At 57.0% G+C, this 14239-nt stretch carries 12 protein-coding genes; 6 read left to right on the forward strand and 6 right to left on the reverse strand.

Annotated features, from left to right (window positions below; genetic code table 11):
• Window positions 1-146 precede the first annotated feature (146 nt).
• Window positions 147-386: a hypothetical protein gene (locus DIE23_RS18460; protein WP_185646488.1), complete on the forward strand. Its 240-nt coding sequence runs from the start codon at window positions 147-149 to the stop codon at window positions 384-386.
• 414 nt (window positions 387-800) lie between these two features.
• Here DIE23_RS18460 and DIE23_RS18465 read toward each other — a convergent pair whose 3' ends face one another.
• The 5 genes from DIE23_RS18465 to DIE23_RS18485 all read right to left on the reverse strand — a co-directional run bounded on the left by DIE23_RS18465 (window position 801) and on the right by DIE23_RS18485 (window position 8654).
• A complete protein-coding gene (locus DIE23_RS18465) occupies window positions 801-1064 on the reverse strand; it encodes a PAAR domain-containing protein (RefSeq protein ID WP_124613454.1) in 264 nt (87 codons plus the stop codon).
• 18 nt (window positions 1065-1082) lie between these two features.
• Window positions 1083-2765: a DUF2875 family protein gene (locus tag DIE23_RS18470; RefSeq protein ID WP_185646489.1), complete on the reverse strand. Its 1683-nt coding sequence runs from the start codon at window positions 2763-2765 to the stop codon at window positions 1083-1085.
• Window positions 2762-4846 carry a DUF3274 domain-containing protein gene (locus tag DIE23_RS18475; protein WP_124613455.1) on the reverse strand — a complete coding sequence of 695 codons (2085 nt, stop codon included), beginning with the start codon at window positions 4844-4846 and terminating at the stop codon, window positions 2762-2764. Before DIE23_RS18475 ends, DIE23_RS18470 begins: the two co-directional genes overlap by 4 nt.
• A 13-nt stretch (window positions 4847-4859) precedes the next feature.
• Entirely contained in the window at window positions 4860-7646 is a 2787-nt protein-coding gene (locus DIE23_RS18480) for a type VI secretion system Vgr family protein (RefSeq protein ID WP_409364239.1), read from the reverse strand.
• 549 nt (window positions 7647-8195) lie between these two features.
• A complete protein-coding gene (locus tag DIE23_RS18485) occupies window positions 8196-8654 on the reverse strand; it encodes a hypothetical protein (RefSeq protein WP_124613457.1) in 459 nt (152 codons plus the stop codon).
• 747 nt (window positions 8655-9401) lie between these two features.
• Here DIE23_RS18485 and DIE23_RS18490 point away from each other — a divergent pair.
• Window positions 9402-10460: an IS110 family transposase gene (locus DIE23_RS18490; RefSeq protein ID WP_124613458.1), complete on the forward strand. Its 1059-nt coding sequence runs from the start codon at window positions 9402-9404 to the stop codon at window positions 10458-10460.
• 905 nt (window positions 10461-11365) lie between these two features.
• Here DIE23_RS18490 and DIE23_RS18495 read toward each other — a convergent pair.
• Window positions 11366-11740 (reverse strand): helix-turn-helix domain-containing protein, encoded by a 375-nt coding sequence (locus DIE23_RS18495; protein WP_260436108.1) that lies wholly within the window; start codon window positions 11738-11740, stop codon window positions 11366-11368.
• 118 nt (window positions 11741-11858) lie between these two features.
• On the opposite strand from DIE23_RS18495, the gene DIE23_RS18500 reads away from it, so the two are divergent.
• From DIE23_RS18500 to DIE23_RS18515, 4 genes are all read left to right on the forward strand, one after another.
• Window positions 11859-12254: a hypothetical protein gene (locus DIE23_RS18500; RefSeq protein WP_124613459.1), complete on the forward strand. Its 396-nt coding sequence runs from the start codon at window positions 11859-11861 to the stop codon at window positions 12252-12254.
• 65 nt (window positions 12255-12319) lie between these two features.
• A complete protein-coding gene (locus DIE23_RS18505) occupies window positions 12320-12772 on the forward strand; it encodes a hypothetical protein (protein ID WP_124613460.1) in 453 nt (150 codons plus the stop codon).
• 502 nt (window positions 12773-13274) lie between these two features.
• Window positions 13275-13853: a GDSL-type esterase/lipase family protein gene (locus DIE23_RS18510; protein ID WP_260436110.1), complete on the forward strand. Its 579-nt coding sequence runs from the start codon at window positions 13275-13277 to the stop codon at window positions 13851-13853.
• A 56-nt stretch (window positions 13854-13909) separates the two neighbouring features.
• The gene (locus tag DIE23_RS18515) at window positions 13910-14233 is read left to right on the forward strand and encodes a hypothetical protein (protein WP_124613462.1); all 324 of its coding nucleotides are present in this window, start codon (window positions 13910-13912) and stop codon (window positions 14231-14233) included.
• Window positions 14234-14239: the final 6 nt, after the last annotated feature.

Here is a 14239-nt window from a genome sequence, read left to right on the forward strand (position 1 = left end):
CGGCTACGCCGCCTCCGACTCCTCACCACCGGCCAAAACAAACGTCAACGACCGGCCAACATAATTGTCGCCCCCCACTTCGTTGATGGAAACATCGTCGAGCACGATGTTCGCCTTGATCTGCTTGGCGACGCTACCAAAACAGCATGACGATCCTTGGGGGATGCCGGTTGGTGATGACGCCGCTAGGCAGCAAGCTCATCACCCTTGGCACCGGCTTAGCCTGTTTCGAGATGCGGCCGGCAGATTGGAACGCGAAGTATGGGGTGGCCATTCCCCATGCTGAGCCCAGACGCTACGTTGCGTCGGTCGACGCTTTGCGCCAATCTAAACCCGAAGTTTCGGTATTGCTGCTGACTGGCGATGCTTACGGGATGCCGAAATAAGATGTAGCTGAGTGCAACGTCATTAGCTGCCGTTGAGGGAGACGGATCGGCATAGGCTCGGGACGGAACCACTGGATCGCGTTCTTGCACAGATTGTTTGAGGTGGGCCAGTTAACCGGTCCTAATATAGCAAACCACCTTGGGCCACTGTCCGCTCTATAAGTCCCCCAGTATCCGGGCTACCTTTGCACCAGTCGCCATGACTTGGGCGTTTCCCCCGATCTTCTCCTGAGGTCCGGAACGCCTCAGGTCAACACCGGCCACATCCACTTCGGACGGCTTCGTACTAGGAATTCATACGTGAGTCGTCAGCAATGAACGCAAGGTGGTTTCGAGCGGTGATACATCCACGACCAGCGACGTTCACCACAGGGCCGACATCATTCCGGTTCCCAACCACCCGCGTATGCCCTGCTAAGCACGTCCCGATGTCGGAATCGACGAAATCAGCGCAGCGCCACATGATGTCTTGTGACCGTCAAAAGCAACCGCGCGACCATCAATGCGCACGTTTTCGTCGCCTTCCACGATTTCGCAGTGGTCGTGACCAGACATGGGGCAAGTGCAGCGATCCCCAACGCATGCGACGGCTCGTCCCATCACCGTTGAATTCTCGCGGCCAGTTTGAACACGCCCACCATGCGAAGTCGAGTCACCGACACGTATTACACCGCGCATACGCGCCTCCCAAACTGGTTAATGCGGCATCCGATATCGGAAGGGGTTCGGGCCACGATGCTCCGAATTCTTGGCCTTGGTTGCCTCGTCCGGGGGACTGACCATCACAATGCTCGCTCGACCATCGTCCATCAGATTGATCGTCGCACTACTTCCGCCTTCCTCATAGTTCGCGATAGTCGCGAGCGACAATTGGACGAGCGCCGAGCTAACGCCAGTATTGCCGATGCGCCGACCGACATCGTAGCCCTCCTTGACGTTACTGAGATCGATACCTTCAGTGTTCCCGTGCAACGCTTGCGTAAGTGGAATCGTCCACTCGCGATCTCGGGTTGTGTCATAGAACACGCGCGTGGGCTTTGCCCCATCCGGTAGTGTCGCCACTGCCTGCTTCCAGCCCTCCTGCAACTGCTTCACTTGGTCAGTTCGCTTCAACAACTTCCCGTTGTCATCGGTCAACTTGATGTCGACAGGACGATGAAGGTAGCCCAACAAAGGTGCCTCATCGAACTCCTCGACTTGCCAGTTGGCCCAGCGAACCGGTAGATACGGACTTGACTGGAATTCTCCTGGCCCCTTGTTAGTCACCTCTTTCCACAACTCGGGCAATTTCGATATCCACCAGTCGGAACGCATTGTCGGAGGGCCATAAAAGTGCCCGCCAGCTTCAGCCTCTACCTTATCGGAAAAAGCACTATCCTCCTTCCAGTAGAAGTTCCACAACTTGACGACGTCGTATTGCGTCTTTGTGTTATCGATATCACCCGGCATGTCGACCTGATATGGGCGAACGAGTTTATTAACGCGATCCGTTCTTGCAACAAGCAATGCACTCATGCTATCGATGACAGGTGGAATAAACGCGCCCTGCGGCTCTTTTGGTGCCCCGGGTGTATTTAGCCCCCAACGATTAACCATACCATCTTGACTCATCACCAGCGCAGCCGGAACATCAGGATGCTCGTCGAAAAATTTAAACAGCCTGTCGATAGCGGGTGCCGCGCTGCTGGCATTGGCGTCATCCAACCAAAGAAATTGAGTAACGCCAAGCCCGGCCTTTTGGCGCACATCGGAAATTTCATATGCCGCTCGATAGTGGCTATCAGCCCCTTTGGGCGGCCCGTAAATAATTACAGGAATTGGCCAGTGATCAACAGCTTCGCCAGCGGCATATTTAAATGAGGCACCAGCAGCCACTTCTGCAAAGGTCCTACGCTCATCCGGATTTTCCCCGTAATCCTTTGGGTCGGAGGAAAGGACCGTCTCGTAATTATTCGATTTTGTGACAATTTGCTTCCAGATCGTGTCTTGGTGTCGCCCCGTTACCGCCAACCCAACCGCACGAATCTCCAATGCGTATTTGGCCCCCGTCCCTGCCAAAATTTTAGCGTTCTCGGAGTTCGTCTGCGGCGTGGTCAGTTCAGCTGCGGTCGCAACAGGCTGCACCGCCGCAGCCCGACCTTCGCCATGCGACGCTCGCCAGATCCACTGCCCAGCATATGCAGCGGCCACCAAACCTACAATTACCAAAAAACCGTTGCGTATCGTACTACCCATATGCGGATCCTCGATGCCAGTGTTTTCCCAGTAGTGATACGACCGCGCCAGCGTAACAACTGTCCAAGCCAACGCCAGCGCGACAAGTATCAACACGTACCCGCGCAACCGGGGGCGCGACAAAGGTGACAAGCTTACATTCATTGGCGTTTCTCGCGTTGAGCAAATGTCTCCCCGTCCACCATCTTTGGCGGCGTTTTGGGAACAATGTCGGACGGAAACTCTCCCCGAGAATAATACTTAGAACTTTTTTCGATTATCCCCTGAGACGAACCAAGCAAATTTCCATAACATTTGTTATTCTGAACTTCTTTAAGCTTTGCTGAATCCAACTTCCAGTCAGCAATCGCCACCAACAGCTTCCTCATATCCGGATCATCGAGACTGCGTGCTTGACCAATCGCAACATCCATAGCCGCAACACGTCGCATGTTATTCGAATCTCGATAAATCGCGGAATGGTATGAATTATCGTCCCATTTACCACTATCCGTCTCCAGTCGCGCGCGTGTCTCGTTGGGCGATTCCTCACGCTCCCAATTTATTCCATACCCGTCGGCCGCGCGAACGACGTTGGTTTGATCCTCGGGGTCCGCAATCTTCCCGTTATACCATTTCATGATCGCCGGACTGCCTTGCTTACGCACATCTTCGGGTAAGCCTGTCAAGGGAATAAACTTCACTTTAGCTTTTGGGTTACCGAGAAGAGTGTCACGCGCCACATAGTCCGGTTTATCCTTACCCGCCTTGCGCTCCGTGCCACGAATTGCTTCATCACCATAGAGATTTGGCTGATACGGGGGAAACAACTCGTCTGCGTTAATCAAGCGCTTCTCAAACTTTCGGTCGTCCCCCAGGTATTGACCATCATAGTATTCGGGCTTTTTCCCGACGAAACGGGGTCGGCCGTATAAATCGGTAGAAACCTTCGACCAGAGTCGCTGATAGAACCGATGCGTCTTCAGCACGTCCATCGCCTTTAGCGTGGTCGTGGATTTCATCGGCATCCCCAACAACTTGCGTGTTCCCTGCCATATTTCGTCGACAGTATCCGGCACACCATGCGTGCCGATGCCCTTGACTGTCATGAGATCGACCGTGGTGTCCTCGGTGCAAAAGTACAAGTAAACTTTGCCTCGATTGTCCCGTTCCGTGAACGGATAGGCCTTGCCATCCTTGTCTTTTCGGCTTGCCTGCGCGGGACTCCACCCGCGTCCGGTGCGCCCCTGATGATCAGGGTTGTCGTCCTTACAGATGAGTTGCGATAGCGGCGGCTCTGAGTGTGGATGTGCAGTGATTGCCTGGACAATGTTGACGAGAGTATTGAGCTTGCCGCGAAGCGTGTAAGGAGTCGCACTCGGCTGAGCAGCCTGAGCCATCGCAGGCTCAGTCAGGCTGTATGGACTGTCAGCCAAAATCACGCAATCAGCGCATCGCGAACCGTCCTCTTTACTCTCAGCAAGCATTGCCTGCGCAAGCAGCGTAATAACGGTCCCTTGACTATGGGCCATTACCGTCACCGTTTCATTCGGGTCAACTCTCCGGATCTCGCGAATCAACATTGCGAGACGTACCGCGGCCAGAACGTAGTAGTGCCGCTTCGGGCTTGACGAACTGTACTGGTAGTCGCTCATGAATAGACCAGCACCCCAGTTGGCAGCGTTGTCCATCCAGCCAGCATCGTACATTGCCGGAATATTCGTGGTTGCATTGTTGAACATCCCACCGCCTTTCGCGAACTTCTTGCCCAAGCGGTTTCCGTTGCCGTCCTGATACTGACCACGAAACGTCGACGGATTTTTTTCCCCGCCTTTGATCTCACCGTCCGACGCTCGATATCCCCAATAAAACGGGATAAACATACTATGAGTCTTGCTCTGACCTTCAGTGATTTCGGTTCGCTGATAAAGATAGGTGTCCGGATCGTACTTGATGTCCTTCCACTGATCAAAGTTGGGATTGTCACTCTTATACTTCACGGCCTTGTTAAAGAGTGCACCATACACACCCGGCTTCAGATCGCTGCGGCTGAGGCGTTCGTTCAACCCTTCGCATAACCCCTGCTCGATGTGATCATAGTTGGCGCCCGGATCATTAACGCCATGCAGGAAAATTACAACGCCTGGCCGATCGGCCGGAATCTGGACGTTTCGCGGACCGGGACGATTGGACATCGTCACAGCCATGCCCTGCGAAACAACGGTCGGTTGCGAGGTATTGGTCATCGTCGTAGCTAGCTCAAGCGAGCGGATTTTTCAGGATATCGATCTTGACGATCCGCATCGCATCGTCCGATACGAGATCTGTCAATCCGTCGGGGCCACTCTTGCCTTCGACGACGCGCCCATCATCCAGCGTCATTCGATATGCGCGGTTCGCGGCAACCGGCGTGTCGCCGTCTTGTCCCGGAAAATGCAATCGGAAACGCTGATCGGTTGGTTGGTTGGCGAAGGAAGTCTTCGAAGCTTGTTGCGTTGATGGTCCGCCCCATTGATGCGAAGCTGATAGCAGCTTGATATCGCCGTTCGTGCCGAGCGTCACACCATCGCCGATCTTGATATAGCTGCCATCCTCAGCGACTAGCCGAATCGTTGGTGCGGTCACCAACACCTCGTTTTCGTTGGTCGCGATCTTAACCCCCTTCTGCGCATTCGCCGTTAGCGAATCAGCCTGAGCCTGCAGCAACATCGGGCCTTCGCCCGCGACGGCTTGCACACCCGTGCCACGCGCAAACAACTGCATGCCCTGACCCGCAGTCGCGTTAAAACGCTGACCGCTCATCAACTGGAGATGCTGCTGCGCGACCTGATCGATGTTCTCACCCGCGTAGGTAACATGCGTCTTTGGAGTGACATTGACCGACCCAGCCTGCGCGCCTAACGCCATCAATGCCTGCGAAGTTGCTGCCGGCCCAGATCCGGATTCCGACGTACCGCTGCTTGGTGCCCAGCTCTTGAAAGCTTGCGAAACAGCGGCCTGACCTGCCGTATCAGCGGCTTGGCCGCCGTGCTGCCCGGCGTAATCACCGAGTGACTTAAATAGCTCAGTACATTCACCAAGCAGTTGAAGTAATTCGTCGCGGTCGAGTTGCCCGCCGCTCGCCTGCGACCGCGCATAGGTGGTCAGCAGAATGCCTTGCGCCGCCCGTAAAGCGGCCGCTGCATCGGTGCGCAGTTCCGCGCCTTCACCACGATCCTGCCCCACACCGTTGTCACGTGGTTGAGTCAGGTAGCCAAGGTTCAATTGGGTATGTGCATGCTCACTCGCCAACTGGCTGGAAATTTGCCCCGGTGTATCGTCGAGCCTGAGCTGGTTATACCGCTTGCCCTTAATTTCCTTTGTCTTGATCCCGGACACATAACGGTTTCCCGGCAATGAGCCGGTATGGGTGAATGTAGCCGGCTGATTCACGCCGTTCCCCAGCACCGAAATGATCACCAACCGGTCGGGATCGCCCCCGATGCTGCCCAGCAAAACCTCCATTCCGGCGCGAGGCAGGAACGAAGCCCCGAACTGTGTTCCCGCTAGGCTCGATGCGACGCGTATCGGAGCACTATCACCAACGTTGTCGTTAGTGCCAGCGCCTTGCGCGTGGGTGTGATCCGCCGGATCGAGCCCTTGGATCCGCACGTAAACTCGGCCGAGTTCGTCGCAGACGACTTCCTCTCCATTACGCGTCACGATCACACCAGTCAGCAGGTGCACCGGCGGCAAATCGATTTTCGGATCGTAGGCCGGTGTGAGCGGCACCCCACGGCGCACGCAGGTGAATGTATTTTCGTAACGCGTGTCCGCCTCTTCCGCCGACGCAGACGGCCGCGGTCGCGATTGAAACGCAAGATTGTGGCTCGCAGCGAACAGTGCCTGCACGCGTTCGGTCAATCCCTTCGGAAGATTGTTCCAGACCTCGTGATCGATCGATGTAAGGACGAACTGTCTCTTGTCGATCGACTGCATATCCAAGTCTGGATCGCCGGCCAGGGTGATCCATGTGCCAACGGCAAGATCGCGTACGCCGCTTGCTCCGTCGTACTGCTCTGCCTCGAACTGATGCGCCAGCATCCGCGCGCGCGTGAGCCGTTCATGATCGTCCCACGAGTCACCCGCATGCGGGACGTCGATCGCCACGTCGGTCAAGAGCTTCGCAAGGTCATTCCCGGCCTCGCCCTGATCGACGCTGCCCGCCACAGTCGATTCGTCGATTCGAGCCTTCTTGTAGTCCCACGATGGGCGGCTGGTCATGCCCGGCACCAGCCGCGCATGCAGCGCAAACAACGTGACCGTATCGCGCTCCTCCGTGCCGGCATCACGAGGGTGCAGGCGCACCGTACCGGCTGGCGCTTCAGGTAGCGACCCGGGATCATCGCAACACACCAGTGTATGAGTCGGTGTGTCGTCATGGGTAGTGCGCTCGCTCTGAGCCGTCCCGGCTTTGGCGAAAACCGTGATCCCTTCGCGACGCAACAGGCGACGTACGAATTTCGCGTCTGATTCGTTTACCTGTCGAGTCAATTCGCGAGCCGGATAGCGATCGCGACTCAGACCGGACAGGTCGAACTCAAACGCACGAGCAAGAGCAGGACTGCGCTGCCGCCATTCGTTGAACAGCGTACCCAGGATGTCAACAACACTCAGCTTGCGAAACACTCGAGAATTGGTGCGCTTGTCCATCAGGGATAGCGCGTCGCAGATTGTGAGCTGGTACACACAGAGTTCGCCGTCGCTCTGACCAATCTGTACGTCCTGGACGATCGCGTTGATCAAATGAAGCTGACCACGGTCAGTGACAAGCCGCACCGAGATAGGCACGCCAATGAACAGCTTCGGTGAAAGATCATGGCGAGCTGATACGCAGGTGAGGTGTCCGTGGATGCCGGCCATTAACCCCTCGCGAACGTTTGCGTGCTGAAGCGCAAGCAAATGCCCTAAGGTACTTTGCAACCGACCAAAGTTCAGCGCTACAGGACGCCTATTCCAGTCAACCGCCCCCGCGGCAAAGCTACTTATTGTTTCGGATAGTGACACAGCCGCCCTCTCGATTTTTTTGATTTCGTATTGATTTAGGCGATCAACCCACATACCGGGACGAGCGAATCACCATTTCGTACATTACAGGATACCAAATCTGCAGACGAGAGCAGGAGATTGGGGCAGCACCTACATGTACATAGGCCTCATTTAACCAAAATTGACAGGCTGGCACGCAAATGTACCGAACCTTTCACAGAAGAAAGATTGTCAATTACTTGGCTAATCGTGCCATCTGAAAGCTATGCGAAGGAGAGCACCACAAGCGCGTCCCTTTCATAGACATAGCTTCTTGCAAGCCGCTGTCCGTCTCTCGTAGGGTCATGTCGATCAAAGAAGCAATGCGCATCCAACTGGTGGTTGCTGCCCGTCACATCCAGCCCTCCGCGTCCCGCCGATCTAAATCGATGCTCGGCCCCATCCGTCATCAATACCATCCCCCAGGCTGCAGGCTGGCACGACAACCCAGCAAGTACGAAAACATCCGCACCGGCGGTCACAAATCGTTGCAGCGATGGTCAGCTCTTCGCCTGCCATGTCGCGCCTCTACAAGTCTTCGCTATCCGGGCTGATCGGGAATCCGAGGAAGCCCTGAACCCCTTGCCTCGGCTTAGTCGCTTCTCTCACGCTATTCGCTTGGGATCGGGGGCGTTTCGAGTCAATGCTGGCCATACCGCTTTGCGACGACTTCGTGTTCGGACCTGGCACCGGTTGACACCGTTCCGCTTCCCGTCCGCCGTGCCGAGCTCGTCCCTTTCCATCCGCACGACGCATCGCATATCTCAGAGAATTGAGGCTCACACCGATGCCGTCTTGTGCTGCTTGTTCAACCAGTTCCAGCAGCGTGTAACCCTTTTCGCGCGCTGCGCTGATTTGCTTCCGAATCGACTTGACGCCATCCCCGACCTTGACCGACTGCTCGTCTTTGGGTTTTTCCGGCAGTGCGTCAAGTCTGCGACCCAACGCTTCCCACTGCGCTCGCGTGAAACGTCTGGATACCGACATGACTCGCTCCGACATATACCGTTGATAGCATCTTGCGCAGGCATCAACTCAACGTCAACACTGGTTGAATGCGGTTTTCAGATGAAAGGAACGCATCAGCAACCAGAGGAATGTCTCGGAATGCAAAATATTTTTATCTTGCCGTCCATGTCCCATTCGACACGAGCGGCAGCACACCCGCCCTTTCATTCGTGCACACGCACGTAAATCTCGGAGACCATCATACGCTTGGCACGTCACGCCCAAGAACACCGAGAATGCATTCGATCGTGCCAGCGCGCGGACGCAACATGCACCACTGGCTCCCTGCAATTTGCGACGCCTTCGCGATAGAACTGCCGCTGCCTTGCGTATATTGTCGCAACCAAGCGACCTTAGATCAGCTGCGATTCGCAGTCTGACGACACGGTGCGATTCGTCGAGCACACCATACCGACGATGCGATCTAACACGCTACCGTCCACTCATCTACAGCTATCTCACTCGGGATCGATCGCCTATGCATGCCGGGCTAACTTGCTTGCGCTGCCAGCCTCACACTGCGACACATTGTGATTGCAGAGGACGCGAATTTTCATTGCACACGATCTGCACATCGCGCGCGTAAAAATCACGTTAACGCCAAGAAAAATATGGAAAGCGAAGTAGTGAATATCAGGGACTTTCGGCGCTGCGGCGCACCGCTAGCGCACGCGACGGCCCACGTCGCACAATGTGCCGTCTTCTCTCGAATGACGAGGTGAATTCATGAACAGTCCCTTCACGATCGGTATTGATCTGGCCAAGGAAGTCTTCGCGATCTGCGTGCTCGACGAACGCGGCGCGGTCCTTGAGCGACGCGTACTGCGGCGGGCCGCATTCGAACGCTGGGCGGTCCAGGCACCCGACGGCGTCATTGCCATGGAATCATGCAGTTCAGCCCATCACTGGGGGTGCTGGTTCTCAGCCCGCGGTCATGTCGTCCGTTTGATCGCGCCGGAATTCGTTACCCCGTTCCGTAAAGGTGGCAAGAATGACGCAGCGGACGCCGAAGCGATCGCGGTTGCCGCCCGCCAACCGACGATGCGGTTCGTCACCGTCAAGACGGTCGAACAGCAGGCCATCCTGAGTTGGCACCGTGCCCGCCAGGGCTGGGTCGACGAGCGCACCGCCTTGATCAATCGCCTGCGAGGCCTGCTCGCCGAGTTCGGGATCGTGCTGGGTCGCTCCCGTTCGACGTTGCGCACCGCGCTGCCCCGCCTCACCGAGGACGCGCGACTGCCCGCGCAGGTACGAGCGCTGCTGCTGGAAGCACGCGAACAGTTCGCCGCCCTCGACGATCGCGTGGCGCGATGCGACGCCGAGATTGCCGCGCATCTGGTCGACAGCGCACCGGCTCAGCGCTTGCGGGCGCTCCTCGGCATCGGGCCCCTCACTGCCAGCGCACTCGTCGCGACGGTCTCCAATGCATCTAGTTTCAAGAACGGCCGGCAATTCGGTGCCTGGCTCGGCCTCACACCCCAGCAGCACAGTTCCGGTGGCAAGGCCCGACTGGGCAAGGTGACCCGGCACGGCGACGGCTATCTGCGAAGCTTGCTTGTGCAAGGCGCGCGCAGCGCCCTGCAGTCGGCCCTGCGCTGCCTGCCCGAGCGCCTCTCCCGCCTCGGACGCTGGATCGTCGACCTGTGTCACCGCAAGGGCTATCACAAGACACTCGTCGCGATCGCCAACAAACACGCCCGCATGCTATGGGCGATGCTGGCGCACGACGAAACCTACGATCCGCTCGCCTGGCAGCGCTATCGCGCGCCGGCGGCGACCGTGTAGTACCGCGTACTTCTTCCCCGCTGCACCGTGCGATAGCAACATGAGGTCAGACCGAACGGGAGCAAACCCCGGCTATCCTGCTGGCCAGCCTCATGCGTGGCGGTTGATCGCCGCTGCGCGGGCTGCGTCTTGGACTGAATTGGGCGCTCCCGGGCGGCTTCGATATGATGGCCCGCGCCGGCAGTTCTGGCGCAACAAGGCCGGTTACAGGGATGCAGTCTGCCACCTCTACGGCTGAGCACAAACGCAGCGACTACCGTCTCACGACAAAGGAGCAGCGAACCACGCAGAGATCGAACATCAGGTCGTACATCGTGCCGAGCAAACTTGCTGCGTAAAGGCTCACACCTTCGCGCCAATCTCGGTTGCGTCCGAAAAACAGATAGCAAGTAGAACTGTGCAAATGCGATGCAATCACGCAGCACGGGAAAACGCGTTAAAAAATGCATCGTGCGTTCAACAACCACTGCGCACGTGACTCAACAAGCGTGAGCCGACATCGCGAATCGAGCGTGTGATCCACGCACATCAGAAACACATCCGGCGACGAACATCACCGGCCCAAAAAACCGTTGACACACAGCGAAAGTCCTTACAGCAGGATAGGCTTGCGCCGGTTTTGGGCGCCATGCACATGGAACTCTATGCGCACCATTGATAGGTCGAAACAGTGAGGCTCAATTGTCGGTATGGGCAGCATGTACGCCGCCGACTCACCATGACGGCAACTGAGAGCGTCTGGGTCCCACGTCCATGTTGATTGCGCCGGTGTAGCGGTGGCTGCGGCACGAAGTCGCGCTGAACCGGCAGCGAACGGTGTGTGCGGCTCCGACCGCCGACAAGTTGCAGTCAGGGAGGCGTCCCCATATTCGCCCGCCTCGGCCAGTTACATCATCACGTTGCGATCAATTGTCCTCGGTGCCGTCCGACTCCCCCGACACGGGTCCGTTAATCGCGTCGACCAGCGCTAGCACGCCCCTCTTCTCCCGACTCTTCAATTCTCTGAAGCCTGCGAGAAGTCGCTCCTCCTCATCGGCAAGCCGGAGCGTCGCAGGATTTGACGTTTGACCAGTCAGCAGATACTGAACATCAACCCCGGCCTCTGCAATTCCAACCAGGTAGTTGGCGTCCGGGTACCTCAAACCCTTCTCATAGTTGGACTGCGCCTGTTTTCGAACGCCACCAGAGTTGCCCAATTCGTCCTGCGTCATACGCAGGCGCCGCCGCTCCTGCTTCAGACGCAGCGCAAAGTTATCCAAACGTGGATTTTCATTTGACATATACGTTTCTGTTGACTAGCGTGATAAGTACACGATCGAGCTTCGACGTTATCGCGTGCAGGAAAATTCGACTGCATACGCCCCGAAAAAACAGCAGTCCTTTGCTGGAGTAGATGCTATGTCATTCACCTACGAAATCTGCGGCACCTTGTCCGTCCTCGACAATTTTCGGCACAGTCACGCCCAACAGTTCGCCGAGAGTATCGCGAACCCGGCCGATGTCTATTTCGCGATCGATGCCGTCACGCACTCTTTCATGACCCGCATTCGCGGTGCGCTCACCGACGACGAAGCGGAGTCGGTCGAAGACACACTGGAAGAATTCTCCCAAAAATGGGCGCGGACCGGCGCCATCTTCAAACGCGTGCGGTATGGAGAGCCGTCGTTCGTTCCCGTCGGCCTCGCCGAACACGTCGAGCTGCTTGAGGAACTCGCCTACGAGCACCTGCAACTGGAGGCCTTCCTGCGGCGCCAAGCGCAGATTCTGGACAGGTTCCGGCAGCCAGCACCCTGACACACGCGACTTGATACGCCATTACCGACCGCGGACCTAGGATAACCGAATCAGCTGAGGATACGATGGAAGAACCAGCACGCTACGTCTTGTCGGGTGCACTGCCCGTCCAGGACGATCTGGAAGACGAACAGCTCGATCGGGTGTCCCGACATCTGGGCGGTATCGCGACGGTGTATCTGAGGCACGATGAAGTAGCACACGCCGTCTCGCTGCGCATCTCCGGCACGCTGATGCGTGACGACGTGCGCTACATCGAGCAGCGCATCGAGCGGTTCGCCGAAGAAAACGCCCGCGCCGCTGCGATTCTACTGAGCGAGTGGAACTGCGAAACGAGCGAGCTCGTCGTGGGCATGAACTGGGACGCCCAATGCCTGATCCGGCTCGGCGCAGTACAGGAACAACTCGGGAAGCTCACCGGACGGTACTTCGACTTTCTGCTGCGACTTGAACCACCCGACGCTCCCGCCCACGGCAGCCCACTCCTGTGCGTCTCGGTCGGGACCGGCAATGAATAGCATGTCGACACATGAGCAGATTTGGGCCGCAATATGCCCGCGGCATCTTGCGTCGCGACGAGGCGGGTTTGGGCCAACGGCAGAATGTGCCGAGCATCGTCCTGCCCGAGCCCTCTACAGATCACTCCTGGGGGTATTTTTGGGGGTATTTCTTCAAAGGTTGCCGGCTATTCCCATAGCCGGCGGACCAGCATGGATTCTGTCGGGGGACCAGAGCTCCCCAGCAAAGCCTTATCTGGCTTGCCTGACGGGCTTTCCAGGTCGTTTGTAGGTACTACATTGGTTGCTACAATGGGTACTACATGTCGTTGCTGCGTCTCTCCTCTATCGTCTCCGTGAAGCTCAAATACACTCGACCCAAGACGGGTAGCGCCGCGGCACTTGCCGTTTTGAGCATAATTTCGTCCACGGCGTTGGAGGCGTCACCAGCGCGACGCCGTCGCCTGCGGACAAAAGCCAGAAGCCTAGCCCTGTCATCATCGACGCCGAGGGCGACTCGACGATCTACGGCTATCAGAAGATCAACGGCAAGTTCGTGCAGACGCAGAACACCACACCTTTGGTTCTTCAGAATGCGCTACGGGCCAAGTTCGGACCGACCGTTACCGTGGAAAATCACGGCATCGGCGGTGCCGACATCAAATCGGCCGTATATGGACTCGCGCCTTTCTACAGCCTGCCGCTCGCAAAGCGCCTGTCCACCCAGCCAGCGCAGATCGTCCTGGCTAACTACGGCATCAATGACTCGCGCCCGGGCAACGTGTCCGAGTCAGACTATCGTGCTGCGCTCGAGAAGTTCGTGGATGACGTGAGGGCGGCGGGCGAGACGCCCCTCCTCGAGGAGCCGAATCCGACTTGCGACGTGAAGCACAAGAATCTCGGCGCCTACGTCGCCATCATGCGAGACGTGGCGACATCGAAAGGCGTCACCCTGATTGCCCAATACGATTACATTCGGAGCCTTCCGAACTGGAAGTCAATGCTGACGGATTGCGTGCATCCGAAAGATGAACTGTATGCGGTGAAAGCGCAGCGCGAATCTCAGGTGCTAGAACCGATGGTTGCGAAGCTGCAGCAATAGCTCGCGGGATAGACGGGGGCTACGAGCTCACCGAATAAAGAGAGCTCGACCGCATCATGATGGCCAATGCAGCCCGGCGGCATCTCAAAGACGATGCGCATGAAAATAACGACTCACAAATGAAGCTTCAAAATATGGAGCACTTCTATCCGATAGATATATTGACCAGCCGCAACGCGTCGACGGATCAAGTAAGGCAAAAAAGTGACCTAAGCAACCAGCTACTGAAGCCTGAAGGACAGTTGTTGCATGCGACCGGTATCCCATCCTCGGATTTGATCGAATCCGATCGGGCCTATAGCGGCAACGGTTCTAATGAGTTTTCGCAATACAACACGGCCCCTGCCGCATATGACAAGGGACAAGCTGATCAATGTTAGTTCTGT

This window comes from Burkholderia sp. Bp9143, assembly GCF_003853645.1.
GTDB lineage: Bacteria > Pseudomonadota > Gammaproteobacteria > Burkholderiales > Burkholderiaceae > Burkholderia.